This is a genomic window from Acidovorax radicis, from assembly GCF_020510705.1.
Classification (GTDB): domain Bacteria; phylum Pseudomonadota; class Gammaproteobacteria; order Burkholderiales; family Burkholderiaceae_C; genus Acidovorax; species Acidovorax radicis_A.
In genome coordinates, this window is the sequence record NZ_CP075184.1 from 1,308,318 (window position 1) to 1,326,684 (window position 18,367).

An 18,367-nucleotide genomic window follows, 5' to 3' on the forward strand; every position below is an offset into this window, starting at 1 on the left:
CAAGGTGGCAAGGCGCTCAGCGCAGCAATGCAGTCAGCGGTGTGAGTAGCAGGTTGATGATGGTGTAGCCCAGGGCCATCAGCGGGCTCAGCCACAGTGTGCCCACCACCCCTGCGATCACGAGGCCCATCACGATGAAGAACCCCCAGGGTTCGATGCGCGACACCATGTGGGCCTGCTTCCAGGGCAACAGGCCCACCAGAATCCGACCCCCATCCAGCGGCGGCAGCGGAAACAGGTTGAAGGCCCACATCACCAGGTTGACCATGACACCCGCGCGCGCCATCTCCAAAAAGAACGTTTCGCTAATGCCCAGCCCGACGAGCGACACCAGCAGCACCGCCCAGGCGATGGCCTGGATGAAGTTGGACGCCGGTCCGGCCAGCGCCACCCACACCATGTGCTTCTTGGGATTGCGCAGGTTGCCGAAATTGACGGGCACGGGCTTGGCATAGCCAAACAGGAAGGCGCCCGAGGTAGCGAAGTACAGCAACAGCGGCATCAGGATGGTGCCGACCGGATCGATGTGCTTGAAGGGGTTGAGGGTGATACGACCCATCATGTACGCGGTGTTGTCGCCAAAGTGGCGCGCGGCATAACCATGGGCTGCCTCGTGCACGGTGATCGCAAACAACACCGGCAGGGCGTAGATCAGAACGGTTTGGATAAGGTTGGATGTGTCCACCCCCGGATTGTCTCAGACCGCCTGACTTCCTTGCCACAGCAGGGACGACTCAGACACCCGCAGGCCGGTCAGCCCGTGATCCGCTTGTTGTGGGTTGTACGTATGCCGCCATCGGCTCATCGCGATCTGATCATTGCTAGCATCGTTTGGCTGCACGGCGCTGCTTTTGTTTGTGCCACGGTTTTTCGTGGCGCGGCCGCCTGCAAAAAATCACAACAAAAGTTTTGGAGACACACAAGCCATGTTGGACAACTTGAAGATCGGAACGCGCTTGATGTTGGCGTTTGGTGGCCTTGCGCAGGTGGTGGCGCTGTTGATGGTCATGGCGTTGGCGGGTATTGGCGATGCCGAGCAGTCGCTGCAGGGCGGCACGATGGCGGCTGCGCAGTTGCAGTGAGTGCTGGCACCACTGCACAGCGCGCGGGCCTGGGTCATTGGCTGCGGCAGCCTCGTTTTTCTGGTGGCTGTGGTCGCCGTGTTCAGCCTGCGTACCAGCATCGTGGCACCGCTGAATCAGGCCATCCTGATCGCCGAAACAGTGGCTTCGGGCGATCTGAGTCAGGAGTTCAGCTCCGAGATACAAGGCGACTTTGGCCGGCTGCTGGGGGCACTGGGCACGATGGAGGACACATTGACCGATCTGGTGTCCCGCATCAAACAGAGCACGGACTCGATAACGGCGTCTGCGTCGGGCATTCACCACGGCAATTCCGATCTCTCGCGCCGTGCTGAAGACCAGGTGTCTTCGCTCACCCAAACCGCAGCCAGCATGGAACAGCTCACGGCCACCGTGCGCCAGAACGCCGAGCGCGCCAGTTCTGCCAGCGGCCTGGCGGTCAATGCTGCGGCCGTCGCCCAGCAAGGGGGCGTTGTGGTGGGTGAGGTGGTGCTGACCATGCAGGCCATCAGCGGCAGCTCGCGCAAGATCGTGGACATCATCCAGGTGATTGAGGGCATCGCATTTCAGACCAATATCCTGGCACTCAATGCGGCCGTGGAGGCTGCGCGGGCGGGTGAGCAGGGCCGGGGATTTGCGGTGGTGGCCAGCGAGGTGCGCAGCCTCGCCCAGCGCAGCGCGGTGGCCGCGCGCGAGATCAAGGCGCTGATCAGTGCATCAGTCGAGCAGGTCGAAAGTGGCGCGGGCCAGGTGGGGCAGGCGGGCAAGACGATGGAGGAAATCGTGAACGCTGTCGGCCAGGTCAGCGGCCTGCTGGGTGAGATATCCACCGCCCTGCGCGAGCAGAGCGACGCCATCGGCCACGTGAATGTGGCAGTGGCGCACATGGATGGATCCATGCAGGAGACGGCTTCGCTGGTGCAGCACGCGGTAAGCACCGCGGCCGCGCTGTCTGATCAAGCCCGTGGTCTGGAGCGGGCTGTGGGGGCGTTCAAGCTGTAAGCCCCGAGCGGCTGCGCCGTTTCCCCTTGGGTGGGTCACCACCGGTGGACCGGCAAAGCCGGTTGCGTGGCGGCACGGGTATTGAACCACACCACACTGCACCACACTGCAGTGCACCAGGCTCAGGCGCGGTGGTGGCGCGCAGGGGAGGATGAGGCGGAGGCTACAGCCCCAGCGACTGCACGCTGCCGCGTCCTTCGCGCACCACGACGGGTTCACCGCCCGTGTCCATGGGCGTGAGGTCCACCACGGTGGTGGGCTCCAGGGGGCAGGCGCCGGCATCCACGATCGCATCCAGCAGCTTCTCGTAGCGTGCGCGGATTTCCTGGGGGTCGTTCAGGGGTTCGCTCTCGCCCGCAGGGATCAGCGTGGTGGCCAGCAGCGGGGCGCCATGCAACTCCAATAGCAGTTGCAGGCCCTTGCGGTCGGGCACACGCAGGCCGATGGTTTTGCGCGATGGGTGGCTCACCCGGCGAGGCACTTCCTTGGTGGCTTCCAGGATAAAGGTGTAGGGCCCCGGGGTGCCGAGCTTGAGCAGTCGAAATTGGCGGTTATCCACCCGCGCGTAGTTGGCCAACTCGGACAGATCGCGGCACAGCAGCGTCAAATGGTGCTTGTCGTCCACCTGGCGGATACGGCGCAGGCGGTCCACCGCATCCTTGTCGTCGAGCTGGCAGACCAGCGCATAGCTGGAGTCCGTGGGCACGGCGACGATGCCACCTTTCTGGAGCAGCGCGACGGCCTGCTTGAGTAGGCGGGGCTGGGGGTTGTCGGGGTGAATTTCGAAATACTGGGCCATTGGGGAAGGAGCTTAGTTATCCATGGCGCAGCGCGCCAGCGTATGCCATGGGAGCGCCCCAGGCGAGGGCCGCTCCGCAGCGGGGGCGTCATCGCCCTTGAGGGACAGGCGCCGAGAGCGGCACAAGGGGGTCATCGCACAATGCGGTCGGCCAGCAATTCCCACACGGGCGTCAGCGCCCCGGGCAGCAGCGGCAAGGTGCCCAGATCGGTGTGGGATTCGGTGGGGCTGTGAAAGTCGCTGCCCCGCGATGCCGCCAAGCCAAACTCCTGGGCCATGGCGGCATAGGTCACATATTCGGCAGCGCTGTGGCTGCCGGTGACTACTTCCACGCCCCGGCCACCGTGTGCCTTGAATTCGGAGAAAAGCGCAAACTCTTCGTTGGCGGTGAACTTGTAGCGCGCTGGGTGGGCAATCACGGCCATGCCCCCGGCTTCGGTAATCCAGCGCACAGCGTCCCCCAGCTGGGCCCAGCGGTGGGCCACGTAACCGGGTTTGCCTTCGATGAGGTACTTGCGAAACACCTCGGAGGTGTCCTTGCACACGCCGCTCTCCACCAGAAACCGCGCGAAATGGGTGCGTGAGATGAGGTCGGGGTTGCCTACAAACTGAAGTGCACCTTCGTAGGCGCCCTGGATGCCTACTTTGGCAAGTTGGTCCGCCATGTCCTGGGCGCGTTCGCGGCGCCCGCCCCGCGTGGCCGCCAGGCCCTGGGCAAGCTGGGCATTGTCGGGGTCAAAACCCAGGCCCACGATGTGCACCGTGGTGTCTGCAAAGGTGACAGAGATCTCGGTACCCGTCAGGTAGGCCATGCCTTGCGCATGCGCTGCGGCAGCGGCACGGTGCTGGCCGCCGATCTCGTCGTGGTCCGTGAGCGCCCACAACTCGACACCGTTGGTCTTGGCGCGTTCAGCCAAGGCTTCGGGGGTCAGGGTTCCGTCGGACACCACGGAGTGGCAGTGGAGGTCGGCATTGAGAATAGTTGTCACCGGCCCATTTTACGGCGCACATCCAAAGCATGGGTGGGCGGTCTCTTTGGCGTCACATGCCGGCAACTTCTTCGCATGTTTTTGGCAAACCCGGCTACACTTTTTTACGAACACCGTGCGCGGGGCGAATCGCGTGTGTTTTGGCCGGTTTGGTGATGGCTGGCATCAGTGTTTGGCGACGGTTTTTTGCAAAAAAATGACATCGCAGGGCCTCGCCGGCCCTGCAAAGCATCTGGAGCTCCCATGAAATTCAATGATCTGCGTGTCGCCCACAAAATGTGGAGCGTTATTCTGGGGTTGCTGGCGCTGATGCTGGTGGCCGCTGTCTGGACCCAGTGGTATGGACGGCAAGTGAACGCCGCGGCCGAAGAGTCCGTCAAAAAATACGAATCCGCCATTACCACGGCAGTGACCTGGCGGGGGCTCGCCGAAGTGGCTGTCACCATGTCCATGGCCGGTTTTGTGACGACCGACCAGGCTCTCAAGGCCGATTTCGATACCCGGGTGGCGGCGCTCACCGCGCGCATTACCCCAGTGCAGGAAAAGATCAACAAGGCGGCGGTGTCGGCAGAAGACAAGGCGGCGCTGGCTGGCGTCGCGGACGCGCGGGCCGCTGTCCGTGGTCAGACCGACAAACTCAAAGAGCTGACCGACGCGGGAGACCCCGCAGCCAAGCAAGACTATGTGGCCAAGGTGTACCGCCCGAGAGTGGTGGCGTATCTGGAGGCCATCGACAAGTTTGTGGCGGTGCAAGAGCGCCAGCGCGACGAGGCGGCGCAGGCCGCGCGAAATTCAAGTGACCACCTGGCGCTCATCGGGGCGGCTGCCGCCATTGCGGTGGTGGCGCTGGGCATGATGCTCGCTGCAATGCTGGTGCGGTCTATCACACGTCCGCTTGATCGTGCCGTGGCACTGGCCGAAGCCATATCGGCCGGGGACCTGACGCAGGACATCCACGACAACCGCCAAGATGAACTGGGCGTGCTCACCCGCGCCCTGTCGGGCATGGCTACCCGGCTGCGCGCGGTGGTGGGCGAAGTGCGCACGGGGGTGGATGCCGTGTCGTCCGCGTCGGTGCAAATTGCCAATGGCAACCACGACCTATCGGCACGCACGGAGCAGACAGCGTCCAATCTGGAAGAAACCGCCGCCAGCATGGAAGAACTCACCGCCACGGTGAGCCAGTCGGCCGACACGGCGCGCCAGGCCAACCAGCTCGCCAGCACTGCCGCGCAGGCCGCAGCCCGTGGTGGCGAAGTGGTGGGGCAGGTGGTCACCAGCATGCAGCAGATCACCGACAGCTCGCGCAAGATCAACGACATCATCGGCACCATCGACGGCATTGCGTTCCAGACCAACATCCTCGCGCTCAACGCGGCGGTTGAAGCGGCACGGGCGGGCGAACAGGGCCGGGGCTTTGCGGTGGTGGCCAGCGAGGTGCGCAGCCTCGCTGGACGCAGTGCGGAGGCCGCCAAGGAGATCAAAACGCTGATTGGCGCTTCTGTCCAGAACGTCGAGTCGGGCTCGGCCCAGGTGGCACAAGCGGGCCAGACCATGGAAGAAATCGTGGCCAGTGTGCAGCGCGTGAGCGACCTGATCGGCGAAATCACCGCATCGTCCACCGAGCAGCGCGACGGCATCGCCCAAGTCAACCAAGCGGTCACGCAACTCGATCAGATGACCCAGCAGAACGCCGCGCTGGTCGAGGAATCGACGGCCGCTGCAGCATCCATGCGCGACCAGGCCCAGCGGCTGGCCGACGTGGTGTCGGTCTTCAATGTGGGGGCGGTGGCTGCGCGCGCGCCTGCAGCCGCAGCCCGCCCGGCGGCAGGGCCACGGCCTGCGCCAGCCGCCAGAACGGCGCTGGGCAACAAGCCTGCTGCTGCCAAGGCGCCCTTGGCGTCCAAGGCACCCGTGGCGGCCCGGTTGGCATCATCGGCTTCGGCCGCCGCGCCCAAGGCTGCCGCTGCCGCGCCCCGTGCGGCGGCGGGTGGCAGCGACGATGATTGGGAGAGCTTCTGACGCGTGTTGGCTTGAGAATCCATCGCTGAAAACCGGGCCCCTCGGGGGCACGCAGCGATGCAAGGGGGCTTTTAGATCTCTGCCCCCTCCACCAGAAACTGCACCTTGCGCTCGCCCTTCCACTCGTTCACATCGAGCCGGAAGGCCAGCAGCACCCGCGCAGGCAGCGGCTCGGTGTGGCCGAACCAGATCGCATCCACCGGGCTGCCCTGGTGCATTAGCTTGAGCGACAGGTGGTTTTTGCCCTCGCCCACCAGCCGTTGGCTCAGCACCTGCACTTCTTCGCTGAACGTGGGGGGGGCAAAGCCCTGGCCCCAGACCTCGTGGTGTAGCGTGTCCACCATGTCGGCGCGGCAGTATTCGGGGGCCAGGGGGCCGTCGGTCTCGATGCGGCGGGTGAGGGTGGCGGCGTCCAGCCATTCCTGCGCCACCTGGGCAAAGGCCTGCTCGAACACGTCGAACGATTCCTCGGCCACCGTGCAACCCGCCGCCATGGCGTGGCCGCCAAACTTCAGCAACACGCCCGGGTGGCGCTTGGCCACCAGGTCGAGCGCGTCGCGCAGGTGAAAGCCGGGGATGGAGCGGCCCGAGCCTTTGAGCTCATGCTCCTTGCCCGGCGCGCTGCTGGCGGCAAACACGAAGGTGGGGCGGTGCAGCTTGTCTTTGATGCGGCTGGCGACGATGCCCACCACGCCTTCGTGAAAGTCTGGGTCGAACACGCTGATGGCCGGGGGCGGCTCTTCGTCTTCCTGGAATAGGCTCTCTGCCATCAACATGGCCTGGTCGCGCATGCCGCCCTCGATCTCGCGGCGCTCGCGGTTGATGCCGTCGAGCATGGCCGCGAGTTCGGCGGCGCGGCCTGCGTCGTCGGTCAGCAGGCATTCAATGCCCAGCGTCATGTCGGCCAGGCGGCCTGCGGCATTGATGCGCGGGCCCAATGCGAAGCCGAAGTCGAACGTGGTGGCCACAGGCGCCTTGCGGCCAGCGGCGTGGAACAGCGCGGCCACGCCAGCAGGCATCTGGCCCGCGCGGATGCGCTTCAAGCCCTGGGCAACCATGCGGCGGTTGTTGGCGTCGAGCTTGACCACGTCGGCCACGGTGCCTAGCGCCACCAGGGTGAGCAGCGGGTCGAGCTTGGGTTGGGTGGCCGCATCGAAGATTCCGCGTGCCCGCAGTTCGGCCCGCAGCGCCAGCAGCACATAAAACATCACGCCCACGCCGGCCATGGACTTGCTCTCGAACGTGCAGCCCGGCTGGTTGGGGTTGACGATGGCGTCGGCCACCGGAAGCTCGGGGCCGGGCAGGTGGTGGTCGGTCACCAGCACCTGCAGGCCCAGGGCCTTGGCCTCGGCCACGCCTTCGACGCTGGCGATGCCGTTGTCCACGGTGATGAGCACGTCGGCCCCGCGCTCGGCCACGCGGCGGGCTATTGCAGCGGTGAGGCCATAGCCATCAGTCACGCGGTCGGGCACGAGGTAGTCCACGTTGCGGGCGCCCAGCAGGCGCAGCCCGCGCACGCCCACGGCGCAGGCGGTGGCGCCGTCGCAGTCGTAGTCGGCCACGATCATCAGGCGCTTGTTCTGTTCCATGGCGTCGGCCAGCAGGCGGGCAGAGGTGTCGATGCCCTTGAGGCCTTTTTCACCGCTGGGCGGCAGCAGGCGGGCCAGGCCGTCGTCCAGTTCGTCCTTGGCACGCACGCCGCGCGCGGCGTACAGGCGGGCCAGCAGCGGGTGCACGCCAGCCTGCTCCAGCGCCCAGGCGGCGCGCGGGGGAATGTCTCTAGCTATTATTTTCATAGCTGATCGCGCACGTCTTTAAAGCGCTGCGGGCGTAAAAGGCTTTGAAAACGTTGCACCAGCCCACGCGGTGCGCTGTGAAAACCAAGGGTATTGCGCTCGCCGCACAACGTGAGCTGCACCGGGGTGCCGCTTTCGGCCTGGCGCAGCAGGCTGGCCACGGGCCCGGCGTCCAGCGCCACCCAGGCCGCGGCCCAGGCGCGCCAGTCCTCATGCAGGGCCGCGTCGCGCAGCGTGGTTGGCGTGGTCGGCGGCGTGAGGGGCTGCGCAACGGGTGGTGTTGGCGAAGATCCTGTGGCTTGTGTTGGTGCAGGCAACGTCCCCGTGCCATGCACCCAGAACGAGTTGATCACGGGCAGGCCGCGCGCCGCGCGCTCGTCGTTGAAGACGTGGGTGTACAGCAGCATCTGCATTTCGCTGTGCAGGCGGTGCAGCGTGCGGGCAGCGCCCACGTCGGGCATCCAGGCGCGCACGTCGCGCTGCAACACGCGTTCGAGCGACGCGGTCGCCAACGTGGCAAACAGTGGGCTGCGGGCCAGCCAGCGCGTGGGCCGGTCGTACACCAGGGTGATGCCGTCTTCGGCAAACCACGGCGCCACGATGGCCAACAAGGCGCGCGATGCCGCGTCATCCAGCCCCAGCGTTTCGGGATCACGCAGCGTGACGTGGTCGGTGCTGACCTGCCACTGGCAGGGCGCGACGAAAGCCCAGCCCTGGCCGTCGTTGGCCAGGCCTTGCTGGCGGCGGTGCCATGCGGCCCAGGGGATGCGGCCGTCGGCAACAGGCAGGTGAAGGGCGCGTGCCAGCGCACGTTCGTGGGGCGCCGAAAAGCTGGTCTCTTCGCCACTGTCGCTTTGGGCGGGGTAGGGGCTGAGCCGGGGCAAAAGCCGGTCCAGATGGGGCAGGGCCAGGCCCTGCAGGGCTTGCTGGCATCCCCCGGAGGTGCTGGCGGCGTAGGGAATGAGCAAATGGGTGGTGTCCGACATGCCGCTATTGTCCGGGATGCCACAATCTGCCCGGCCCGCGCCAGCATTTCGCTGGGTGCAGGCCCTTCTTTCCTTATCCATGCAAATTCCCTACGAACTAGCCCTTGGCTGGCGCTACACGCGCGCAGGCCGCGCTACGCGGCGCGACGGATTCATCTCGTTCATCTCGGGCGTGTCCATGCTGGGCATTGCGCTGGGGGTGGCGGCGCTCATCATCGTGTTGTCGGTGATGAACGGCTTTCAAAAGGATGTGCGTGACCGCATGCTCAGCGTGGTCTCGCACATCGAAATTTTTGCGCCCCAGGGTGCTGCGCTGCCCGACCCGGCCCGCACATTGGCCGAGGCCAAGCAAAACCCCAGTGTGGTCGGCGCCGCGCCGTTTGTGTCGGCGCAGGCGTTGCTTGCCCGTGGCGAGGACATGAAAGGCGCGCTGGTGCGCGGCATTGACCCCGCGCTGGAAGGCGCGGTGACCGACCTGGCCGCCACCAACGAGAAAACGCTCAACCTGCTGGTGCCCGGCGAGTTCCGCGTGGTGCTGGGTGGCGAACTGGCGCGTGCCCTGGGTGTGCGCGTGGGGGATTCGGTGACGCTGATCGCCCCGGGCGGCCAGGTCACGCCCGCTGGTGTGGTGCCTCGGCTCAAGCAGATGACGGTGGCGGGCACGTTTGACTCGGGCCACTACGAATACGACTCGGCACTGGTGCTGATGCACCACGAAGACGCGCAGCGCATCTTCCGCCTGGAAGGCCCCACGGGCGTGCGCCTGAAGCTCAAGGACCTGCACCAGGCGCGCGAGGTGGCGCAGCAGCTGGCGCAGTCCCTGAGCGGCCAGTTGCTGATCCGTGACTGGACGCAGCAAAACCGCACCTGGTTTGCCGCCGTGCAGCTCGAAAAACGCATGATGTTCATCATCCTCACGCTCATCGTGGCGGTGGCGGCGTTCAACCTCGTCTCCACCCTGGTGATGACGGTGACCGACAAGCGCGCCGACATCGCCATCCTGCGCACCTTGGGCGCCAGCCCCAAAAGCATCATGGGCATCTTTGTGGTGCAGGGCGCGATGGTGGGGGTGATCGGCACGCTGGTCGGCCTGCTGCTGGGCCTGGGCATTGCGTTCAACATCGACGTGATCGTGCCGGCCATCGAGCACGTGCTCAACGCGAGCTTTTTGCCCAAGGACATTTATCTCATCAGCAAGATGCCCAGCGAGCCGCAGAGCAGCGACATCGTGCCCATTGCGGTCATCTCGCTCGTGCTGGCCTTTGTGGCCACCCTCTACCCCAGCTGGCGTGCCAGCCGTGTGAATCCTGCCGAGGCGCTGCGTTATGAGTGATCAAAAAACTGGTGTGGTGGTGTTGGAGGCTAAGGGCCTGACCAAACGGTTTACCGAAGGCCGTCTGGATGTGACCGTGCTCAAGGGGGTGGACCTGCAGATCCACGCGGGTGAAACCTTGGCCATCGTGGGCGCATCGGGGTCTGGCAAGAGCACCTTGCTGCATTTGTTGGGCGGGCTGGATGCGCCCACGGCGGGTACGGTGCGCCTGAAGGGTGAGCAGATGTCGTCGCTGTCGGCAGAGCGCCAGGGGCAGTTGCGCAACCAGTACCTGGGTTTTATTTACCAGTTCCACCACCTGCTGCCCGAGTTCAGTGCGCTGGACAACGTGGCCATGCCCTTGCGCATCCGCCGCCTGCCGCTGGCCCAGTGCCATGCCGAGGCGGAGCGGGTGCTGGCATCGGTCGGTTTGAAGGAGCGGTTGATGCACCGGCCGGCCGAGCTGTCGGGCGGTGAGCGTCAGCGGGTGGCCATTGCGCGGGCCTTGGTGACGCGGCCTGCGTGCGTGCTGGCGGATGAGCCTACGGGTAATCTGGACCGGAGCACTGCGGATGGGGTGTTTGACCTGATGCTGCAGCTGGCGCGGGACCAGGACACGGCGTTTGTGATGGTGACGCACGATGAGTCGCTGGCGGCGCGGTGTGACCGGGTGATGAGGCTGGTGTCTGGGGTTTTGGGGTGATTTTGGGCTCTGGCGCTTATACATAAAGCGCTCGCAGCTATTGTTTTTATAGTTCGTTCTCGCACCATCCGTTTGGGCTGAGCTTGTCGAAGCCTGTTTTGGCGGTGGCTACTGCATGCTTGTGTTGAGATCGGAGGCCGGGAGTCGCCCGGCGTGCGAGTAACTTTCTTTTGCTTCGCCAAAAGAAAGTCACCAAAGAAAAGGCGACCCCCAGTCTGCGACCCCTTCGCTGGCGCTACGGGGCAGACCTGCGTCGGGGCGGTTGCGGGGTGCGCCGTGGAACTCGCTTTGCTGCTGCGCAGCGCCGCTCGGACAACCACGGCGAGTCAGTTCACGAAGCATGGGCGCTCCGACGCCCATGCCACCCCGCAACCGCCCCGCCGCAGGCGCAGCCAGCAGGGGTGGGGCAGCCGAACATCCAAACAGCCAACATCCATTCGGGCCATTGCTGCGCTCGGCCCCGACTCGCGGGCGCAAGCGCTACGCGCTGCGCAAACTGGGCCGAGCGCAGCAAAGGCCCGTGTGGGTGTTTGGTTCCCCACTCCCCTCTGGATGCGCCGAGCACCGCAGGTTGCCCCGTAGCGAAGCGCAGGGGACTCAGACAGCGGGGTCGCCTTTCTTTTGGGTACTTGTCTTTGGCGAAGCAAAGAAAAGTACCTCGCATGCCGGGCGACTCCCGGCCTCCGCCCTCAACACAAGCATGCTTTCCCAACCAGCACGCCCCAGCTTCGACAAGCTCAGCCCAAACGGATAGGGCAAGAACGAACTATAAAAACAATAGCTGGTAGCGCTTGATAGGCGAGCGCCAGAGCCAAAAAACACTACAAAACCCGCCCATACCACCACACCGACAACCCCGCCGCCGCCAACGCCAGCACCGCCCCCAGCAACGCCAGCAAAGAAGAAATCTCCGTCTCCTTCTTCTCCACCGTCAGCCGCGAGTTCAGTGTCTCGTACACCTTCTTCAGGTCCGCCGCCGTGGCCGCATGAAAGTACTCGGCATTGGTTCGCGCGGCCACTGCCTTCAGCGTTTCTTCATCCAGCCGCACCCGCATCGACCAGCCTTCAAAACCAATGGTGTCGCCCTGCACCGTGCCCACGCCCACCGTGTACACCCGCACCCCACGGTCGGCGGCCCACTTGGCGGCTTCCAGCGGGTCCACGCCCGTGGTGCGCTGGCCGTCGGTCAGCATGATGATGGCGGCCGAGTTGTAGGAGCCCGGGGCCACCGGCGTGAAGGTCTTGGCCGGGTCCTGCTGTTTGCCCAGCTCTTCGATCGACAGCGGGCGCATGGCCTGGCGGCCGCCCAGGGCGGCGATGTCGATGCCTGCGTGCGGGAAGAGGGTGGCCAGCGACAGCATGATGCCGTTGCCCGTGGCCGTGCCGCGCTGCAGCTGGAAGCTGTCGATGGCTTTCACCAGGTCTTCACGGCTTTGGGTGGGCAGCTGGGCCAGCTGGGCGCTGCCCGCAAAGGCCACGATGCCTACGCGCACATGGCGCGGCAGGTCGGCGATGAAGGCCTTGGCGGCATTTTGGGCGGCGGTGATGCGGTCGGGCTCCACGTCGGCGGCGCGCATGCTGCCCGACACGTCCATGGCCAGCATGATGCTCTGGTCCTGCGAGGGCAGGGTGATGACGGCCAGCGGGCGTGCGGCGGCCAGCAGCAGCGCCACCAGCGCCAGCAGGAAGAGTGCGGGCGGGATGTGGCGGCGCAGGTGCTGGCCGGGGCCCATGGCCTCGCGCACCAGGGACAGGCTGGAGTAGGTCAGCGCTGTTTTCTTGCGCCGGTGCAGCAGCCACCCGTACAGCAGTACCAGCAGGGGCACAACCAGCAGCAGCCAGAGCAGGGTGGGCCAGAGAAATACCATGGTGTGTGTCCTTGGTGGCGTGTGCGGCGGGTGATTAATCGATCCATCGATCGGTCAGGCGGCGGCCGCCTGTGCGGCAGGGCCTGCGGAGGCCGATGCGGGGACGAGAGGGTTGCTGTGCGCCCGGACCCGGCGCTGGCGCAGGCCCATGAAGCGCAGCAGGGCATCGACCAGATCGTCGTCGGTGCACAGCTCCAGCGTGTCGGCGCCTGCGCGGGCCAGGCCTTCGCGCAGAGCGGCCTCGCGCTCGGCGGCCAGCTGGGCAAAGCGGCGGCGAAAGCCCGCGTCGTGGGTGTCCACCTGCAGTTGCTCGCCGCTTTCTGCATCGCGCAGCGTGACCAGGCCCACATCGGGCAGTTCCAGCTCCAGCGGGTCCAGCAGACGCACGGCCACCACGTCATGCCGCTGGGCCAGCTGGGCCAGGGGCTTTTCCCAGCCGGGCGCGCTGATGAAGTCGGACACCACAAACACGGTGGACCGGCGCTTGAGCGTGGCCAGGCCGGTCTGCAGCAGCCGGTGCAGCTCGGTGGCGCCGCCACCCGTCTTGTGCTGCGGCATGGGGGTTTTGGGGGGCAGCAGTTGGTGCACCAGGTGCAGCACATGCGCGCGGCTGCTGCGCGGGGGCAGCACGGCGTCCACCGCACGTACGGCCTGCGGGCTGGCGCCGCCGTACAACATGGCCCCCACGCGGTTGCCGTGGCGGGTGAGCAGGCGCGAGAGCACGGCCACAAAGCCGGTCAGGATGTCGCGCTTGGCATGGCCGGTGGGGCCGAAGCTGATGGACGGGCTCAGGTCCAGCAGAAACCAGGCCGACATTTCGCAGTCTTCGGTGAACACGCGCACATGGGGCGTGTTCAGCCGTGCGGTCACGTTCCAGTCGATGTGGCGCACGTCGTCGTGGGGCTGGTATTCGCGCAGGTCGGTCAAGTCCAGGCCACTGCCGCGCATCAGCGTGCGGTAGTCGCCCTGCAGCAGGCCGTCCAGGCGGCGGATCACCGTCCACTCCAGCTCGCGCAGCAGCCGGTCGGCCTGCCCGGGCAGCGTGGGCAGGGAGTGCACCGTGGCGGATTTTGCAGGCGGCTTGCTGGTCATGGCGGGTGGACTCAAGCGGCTTTTTGCTCGTGGTGCAAGGGGCGTGCCGGTGCCGGGATCTTGGCCATGATGCGCTGGATGAGCGCGTCGGCATCCAGCCCTTCAGACAGCGCCTCGTACGACAGCGCCACGCGGTGGCGCAGCACGTCGGCGGCCAGGTCGGTCATGTCTTCTGGCAGCACATAGTTGCGCCCGCGCAGCATGGCCAGGGCCTGGGCGCCCTCGGCCAGGGCAATGGTGGCGCGGGGGCTGGCGCCGCAGCTGATGTAGCCGGCCAGGTCTTTCAGGCTATGCCGCGCAGGCTCGCGCGTGGCGGCCACCAGCTTCACGGCGTACTGCAGCATCGACGGGTCTACATACACGGTGCGGCACTCGGCCTGCAGCGCGGCCAGCTGGGCCGTGGTGGCCACGGGCAGCACCTGCACGGGCACATCGAGTGCGCGCTGGGCAATCACAAACTCTTCTTCCTCGGTGGGGTAGCCGAGCAGCACCTTCATCATGAAGCGGTCGACCTGGGCCTCGGGCAGCGCGTAAGTGCCTTCCGTCTCGATGGGGTTCTGCGTAGCCATCACCAGGAAGGGCTCGGGCACCTTGTGCGTTTCGCCCGCAATGGTCACCTGACGCTCCTGCATCACCTCCAGTAGCGCGCTTTGCACCTTGGCGGGCGCACGGTTGATTTCGTCGGCCAGCAGCAGGTGCGTGAACACTGGGCCCAGCGTGGTGCTGAACTCGCCGGTCTTCTGGTTGTACATGCGCGTGCCCACCAGGTCGGCGGGCACCAAGTCGGGCGTGAACTGGATGCGCTTGAAGCTGCCCTGGATGGTGCTGGCCAGCGTCTTCACGGTGAGCGTCTTGGCCAGGCCCGGCACGCCTTCGACCAGGAGGTGGCCCTGGGCCAGCATGGCGACCATGACGCGCTCCAGAAAGCGGTCCTGCCCGACCACCACGCGTTTGACTTCGTAGAGCACTTGTTCCATCAGCGTGGCGGTGTTTGTTGTGGCTTCCATGGGTTTAATTCTTTCTCCGTGATCAACGATGCAGCGAGCCGTGTCCAGCCCAAACCACTGGCGCGGCCCAGGCGAGGGACACCGAGCAAGGGCCGCCCCGCAGTCAGGGTGTCGTCCCTCTTGAGGGGGAAGGCGCGAAGCGACTCAGGGGGTGTTTCATTTCAGAAGGGCGGCATGCCGACCGCGGACGCTGCGTTCTCGATGGGCACCGCAAAACCGATGCCTATGAAGGTGCGTGCCTCGGTGGGGTTGAGGATGGCGGTGACGATGCCCACCACTTCGCCGTCCAGTGTGACCAGCGGCCCGCCCGAGTTGCCGGGGTTGGCGGCCGCATCAAACTGGATCAGGTTGCTGAGCTGGCGTTTGCCCTGTGGCGAGGTGAATTCACGCTCGAGGCCCGAGACCACGCCCGCTGAGGCCGACGGCCCGATGCCAAACGGGAAACCCACGGCCACCACATGGTCGCCGGGGCGCAGGTTCTGGGTGGACCGCAGCGTGGCCGCCTGCAGGTCGTCTGGCACCTTGTGGGCCTGCAGCACGGCGAGGTCGTTTTCGGCCTGGATGCCGGTGATGCTGGCCGTGGTTTCAAGCCCGTCACTGAAGGTGATGCCAATGCGGTCAGAGCCGGCCACCACGTGCAGGTTGGTCAGGATGATGCCCTTGTCCACGATGACCACCCCGGTGCCTATGCCGCGCTCGATCTCTTGCTTGCGGTTTTTGCTGCGGCCATAACCCACCACCCGCACGACCGAGGGTGCGATGGCGTCCACGGCGCGCGCAGCGGCCGATGGCGGGGTGGTGGTCTCCAGCGTGCGCAGCACGGCTGCATCAATATCGTCTTGTGTGATGGGTGCGCGCGCCGGGCGTTGTTGCTGCCACAGGCTCGCAGCGAGCAGCGTGGTCAACACTAGCACGGCAGCCCACAAGGCATGCCAGGACCGTTTTGACGGAGGGCGAAAAATAGCCCGTGTTGCCGCAGTCTGTGCCATGTCGGCCTGGGCCGGTGGTTGCGGCGTGGCCATGCCTTCGGCAGGGGGCATGTTTTGCTCGGGGGGCGACGCCGCCAGCGGTCGGCGTGTGGGGCGGGAGCTGCTGTAGAGGGCGGGCCGGGGCATCCTGTTACCTTTGCTCGTACACGCCAATGGCTGGCGCAACGAGATGACGGTAGCACGGTTTTGTGGGTCCATGTGCAACCGAAGTGGGGGTAGGCGCACTGACATGCCGCATCGTGCATCATTGCCCGATGACCGCTTGGATCGACACCCACTGCCACCTCGACGCGCCCGAGTTCGATGCCGACCGTGACGCAGTCCGCCACCAGGCCGCCTTGCAAGGCGTGGCCCATTGCGTGATCCCTGCCGTGGAGCGCAGCAACTGGGATGCCGTGCGCACGCTGGCGCACCACCACGCAGACAGCTACGCGCTGGGGATTCACCCGCTGTACACCGGGCGCGCCCAGGAGGGTGATCTGGACAGCCTCGCGCGGGCGCTTGCGCAGCACCATGCCGATCCACGCCTGGTGGCGATTGGCGAGATTGGCCTGGACTATTTTGTGCCGGGGCTGGACCCCGCCCGGCAAGAGCAGTTCTACCGGGCTCAGCTGCAGTTGGCCCGCAAGTTTGACCTGCCCGTGATCGTGCATGTGCGCCGATCGGCCGACAAGCTGCTCAAAGGCCTGCGTGAGCTGCCCGTGCAGGGCGGGATTGCGCACGCTTTCAACGGCAGCCTGCAACAGGCCCGCGCATTTGTGGCGCTGGGCTTCAAATTGGGCTTTGGCGGCGCGGTGACCTATGAGCGAGCGTTGCAACTGCGCCGCCTTGCGGCACAGTTGCCCCCTGATGCGCTGGTGCTGGAAACCGATGCACCGGACATCCCGCCCCATTGGCTGTACACCCCCGCCGCCCAGCGCGAGCAGGGCCAGCCCCAAGGGCGCAACACCCCTGCCGAGCTTCCCCGCATTGCCGCCGTGGTGGCGCAGTTGCGGGGGCAGTCGCTGCAGGCATTGGCGGAGGAAACCACCGCCAATACGCGGGCGGCGCTGCCCCGGGTGCACCATCTTTTATAGGAGACATTTTGGAGGTTTGCGCTTTATGGCAAAGGGTTTGCAGCTATCTTTTTTGTAAAAAAGGCCGGGTTTCACCCCGTTTCGGTCCAGAATCGGACGATGCCCCCCACCACCGCCCAGGCCCACACCGTTATCGCACCCTCGACGCTGCCGCAGGCCGCCGAGCCCGCGCTGCCGGCGCGTTTGGCAGGCCTGCCGCCGGTGGTCTCGGACCACACGGTGGTCTTGATATTGGGCAGTTTTCCCGGTGCCGCGTCGCTGCGGGCCGGGCAGTATTACGCCCACCCGCAAAACCAGTTCTGGAAGATTCTTCAGGCACTGTGGCCAGATCACCCTCTGCCGCCCGCAGGCCCGGCGGGCTACGCCGAACGCTGCGAATGGCTGCTGGCGCGTGGCCTGGGTGTGTGGGATGTGTATGCCAGTTGCGAGCGGGACGGTAGCCTGGACACCAGCATCCGCCATGCCCAGGTCAATGACTTTGCCCGCCTGCATGGCCGGTGCCCGCGGCTTGCCGCCGTTGCCCACAATGGTGGCGAGAGTTTTCGGCACGCCAAGGCCGTGCTTCAAAGCCTGTATCCCCCGGCATTGGCGCATGATGCGGCTGGCCCGTGACGGCGACGAAAGCATCCCTGACAGTGAGAGCGCCCTTGCGTGGGCGCCGCCAGTGGTGGCCACCCGCTTGCCATCCACCAGCCCGGCCAATGCGTCGTGGAGCTTTGATCGTAAATTGACCGCATGGGCGGCGCTGATGGCGCAGCACGGTTTGTTGTAATGCCTATCGAACTCGCCATGACGCACCGCGCGCATCTTGCGCAGCGTGGCGCACCATGGCGTGCCATAACCTGTTTTTGCCGGTTGCACCGGTGTACGGAATGACCCGAAAGAAAAATACCCCCCTGATGGAGCTGCCGGAAGTCAGCGTGTCTGACGATGGCGAAACACGCCATCTGCACCTGGGCACGCCCTGGATTCAAGGGTCGATGAATATCGCCGAGCCCTTTGTGCTGGAGCTGGAATACGTGCAGCGCATGATGGCCTGGCTGCTGTTTGCCGACCCTGCGCTGGTCTCCAAAGGCCACGCCATGCAGCTGGGCCTGGGTGCGGGCGCCATCACCAAGTTCTGCTACAAAAAACTGCGCGTCTGTACCACGGCGATCGAACTGAACCCGCAGGTGCTCGCCGTGTGCCGGCAATGGTTCAAGCTGCCGCCTGACGGGCCCAAACTGCGCGTGGTGCTGGCTGATGCGGCGCAAGAGGTCAAAAACCCCATGTGGCTGGGCACCGTGGATGCGCTCGCCGTAGACCTCTACGACCATGAGGCAGCCGCTCCCGTGCTCGACAGCGCCGATTTTTATGCCGATTGCCGTGCGTTGCTGACCGAGTCGGGTTGCATGACGGTCAACCTGTTTGGCCGGGCATCGAGTTTTGACCGCAGTCTGCAAAGCATGCAGGAAGCCTTCGGAGAAAAAGCGCTGTGGGCCTTCAAGCCCACGCGCGAAGGCAACACGGTGGTGCTCGCGCAGCGAACCCCCACCCGGCCCAAACGCGCCGAGCTGGTCGAACGTGCGGAAGTCATCGAAGCCCGCTGGGGCTTGCCTGCGGCCAAATGGCTGCGGGTGTTCAAGCCGGTAGCCCCCTGAAAGG

The 18,367-nt window shown here is 65.7% G+C and carries 14 protein-coding genes and 2 pseudogenes; 7 read left to right on the top strand and 9 right to left on the bottom strand.

The window, feature by feature from the left end:
- Positions 1–16 precede the first annotated feature (16 nt).
- On the bottom strand, positions 17–685 hold the full coding sequence (locus KI609_RS06015) for a site-2 protease family protein (protein ID WP_226448111.1): 669 nt from the start codon (positions 683–685) through the stop codon (positions 17–19).
- Positions 686–926: 241 nt separating this feature from the next.
- Here KI609_RS06015 and KI609_RS06020 point away from each other — a divergent pair.
- Positions 927–2,084, top strand: a pseudogene (locus KI609_RS06020) (methyl-accepting chemotaxis protein).
- A 163-nt stretch (positions 2,085–2,247) separates the two neighbouring features.
- Here KI609_RS06020 and KI609_RS06025 read toward each other — a convergent pair.
- Positions 2,248–2,883: an L-threonylcarbamoyladenylate synthase gene (locus KI609_RS06025; protein ID WP_226448114.1), complete on the bottom strand. Its 636-nt coding sequence runs from the start codon at positions 2,881–2,883 to the stop codon at positions 2,248–2,250.
- A 131-nt stretch (positions 2,884–3,014) separates the two neighbouring features.
- Entirely contained in the window at positions 3,015–3,872 is an 858-nt protein-coding gene (locus tag KI609_RS06030; protein ID WP_226448116.1) for a 3',5'-nucleoside bisphosphate phosphatase, read from the bottom strand.
- Between the two features lie 243 nt (positions 3,873–4,115).
- On the opposite strand from KI609_RS06030, the gene KI609_RS06035 reads away from it, so the two are divergent.
- Positions 4,116–5,894: a methyl-accepting chemotaxis protein gene (locus KI609_RS06035; RefSeq protein WP_226448118.1), complete on the top strand. Its 1,779-nt coding sequence runs from the start codon at positions 4,116–4,118 to the stop codon at positions 5,892–5,894.
- A 71-nt stretch (positions 5,895–5,965) separates the two neighbouring features.
- Here the strand turns inward: KI609_RS06035 and recJ are convergent, their stop codons facing one another.
- Together recJ and KI609_RS06045 are read right to left on the bottom strand one after the other, a co-directional pair.
- Entirely contained in the window at positions 5,966–7,690 is a 1,725-nt protein-coding gene (gene recJ, locus KI609_RS06040) for a single-stranded-DNA-specific exonuclease RecJ (protein ID WP_226448120.1), read from the bottom strand.
- Positions 7,687–8,676: a phosphoglycerate mutase gene (locus KI609_RS06045; RefSeq protein WP_226448122.1), complete on the bottom strand. Its 990-nt coding sequence runs from the start codon at positions 8,674–8,676 to the stop codon at positions 7,687–7,689. Before KI609_RS06045 ends, recJ begins: the two co-directional genes overlap by 4 nt.
- Before the next feature lie 79 nt (positions 8,677–8,755).
- On the opposite strand from KI609_RS06045, the gene KI609_RS06050 reads away from it, so the two are divergent.
- Positions 8,756–10,009, top strand: coding sequence for a lipoprotein-releasing ABC transporter permease subunit (locus tag KI609_RS06050; protein ID WP_226448124.1), 1,254 nt, complete (start codon positions 8,756–8,758; stop codon positions 10,007–10,009).
- Positions 10,002–10,691 (top strand): lipoprotein-releasing ABC transporter ATP-binding protein LolD, encoded by a 690-nt coding sequence (gene lolD, locus KI609_RS06055; protein ID WP_226448126.1) that lies wholly within the window; start codon positions 10,002–10,004, stop codon positions 10,689–10,691. The genes KI609_RS06050 and lolD overlap by 8 nt, the downstream gene beginning before the upstream one ends.
- Before the next feature lie 821 nt (positions 10,692–11,512).
- Here the strand turns inward: lolD and KI609_RS06060 are convergent.
- From KI609_RS06060 to KI609_RS06075, 4 genes are all read right to left on the bottom strand, one after another.
- Entirely contained in the window at positions 11,513–12,559 is a 1,047-nt protein-coding gene (locus tag KI609_RS06060) for a VWA domain-containing protein (RefSeq protein ID WP_226448128.1), read from the bottom strand.
- Positions 12,560–12,613: 54 nt separating this feature from the next.
- Entirely contained in the window at positions 12,614–13,651 is a 1,038-nt protein-coding gene (locus KI609_RS06065) for a DUF58 domain-containing protein (RefSeq protein WP_226448130.1), read from the bottom strand.
- Between the two features lie 11 nt (positions 13,652–13,662).
- Positions 13,663–14,658, bottom strand: coding sequence for an AAA family ATPase (locus KI609_RS06070; RefSeq protein WP_226448132.1), 996 nt, complete (start codon positions 14,656–14,658; stop codon positions 13,663–13,665).
- Positions 14,659–14,819: 161 nt separating this feature from the next.
- Positions 14,820–15,773, bottom strand: a complete 954-nt coding sequence (locus KI609_RS06075) for a S1C family serine protease (protein ID WP_226448134.1) — start codon at positions 15,771–15,773, stop codon at positions 14,820–14,822.
- 128 nt (positions 15,774–15,901) lie between these two features.
- On the opposite strand from KI609_RS06075, the gene KI609_RS06080 reads away from it, so the two are divergent.
- The 3 genes and pseudogenes from KI609_RS06080 (at position 15,902) to KI609_RS06090 (ending at position 18,363) form a co-directional block, all read left to right on the top strand.
- A complete protein-coding gene (locus KI609_RS06080; protein ID WP_226448136.1) occupies positions 15,902–16,723 on the top strand; it encodes a TatD family hydrolase in 822 nt (273 codons plus the stop codon).
- Between the two features lie 99 nt (positions 16,724–16,822).
- Positions 16,823–17,495: pseudogene (locus tag KI609_RS06085) on the top strand (DNA-deoxyinosine glycosylase).
- A 100-nt stretch (positions 17,496–17,595) separates the two neighbouring features.
- Entirely contained in the window at positions 17,596–18,363 is a 768-nt protein-coding gene (locus KI609_RS06090; protein WP_226448138.1) for a spermidine synthase, read from the top strand.
- Positions 18,364–18,367: the final 4 nt, after the last annotated feature.

Bases quoted from the DNA above. Each gene is read 5' to 3' on its own strand.
- KI609_RS06025 (WP_226448114.1), bottom strand. From the start codon at position 2,883: ATGGCCCAGTATTTCGAAATTCACCCCGACAACCCCCAGCCCCGCCTA.
- KI609_RS06035 (WP_226448118.1), top strand. From the start codon at position 4,116: ATGAAATTCAATGATCTGCGTGTCGCCCACAAAATGTGGAGCGTTATT.
- recJ (WP_226448120.1), bottom strand. From the start codon at position 7,690: ATGAAAATAATAGCTAGAGACATTCCCCCGCGCGCCGCCTGGGCGCTG.
- KI609_RS06045 (WP_226448122.1), bottom strand. From the start codon at position 8,676: ATGTCGGACACCACCCATTTGCTCATTCCCTACGCCGCCAGCACCTCC.
- KI609_RS06050 (WP_226448124.1), top strand. From the start codon at position 8,756: ATGCAAATTCCCTACGAACTAGCCCTTGGCTGGCGCTACACGCGCGCA.
- lolD (WP_226448126.1), top strand. From the start codon at position 10,002: ATGAGTGATCAAAAAACTGGTGTGGTGGTGTTGGAGGCTAAGGGCCTG.
- KI609_RS06060 (WP_226448128.1), bottom strand. From the start codon at position 12,559: ATGGTATTTCTCTGGCCCACCCTGCTCTGGCTGCTGCTGGTTGTGCCC.
- KI609_RS06065 (WP_226448130.1), bottom strand. From the start codon at position 13,651: ATGACCAGCAAGCCGCCTGCAAAATCCGCCACGGTGCACTCCCTGCCC.
- KI609_RS06070 (WP_226448132.1), bottom strand. From the start codon at position 14,658: ATGGAAGCCACAACAAACACCGCCACGCTGATGGAACAAGTGCTCTAC.
- KI609_RS06075 (WP_226448134.1), bottom strand. From the start codon at position 15,773: ATGCCCCGGCCCGCCCTCTACAGCAGCTCCCGCCCCACACGCCGACCG.
- KI609_RS06080 (WP_226448136.1), top strand. From the start codon at position 15,902: ATGACCGCTTGGATCGACACCCACTGCCACCTCGACGCGCCCGAGTTC.
- KI609_RS06090 (WP_226448138.1), top strand. From the start codon at position 17,596: ATGACCCGAAAGAAAAATACCCCCCTGATGGAGCTGCCGGAAGTCAGC.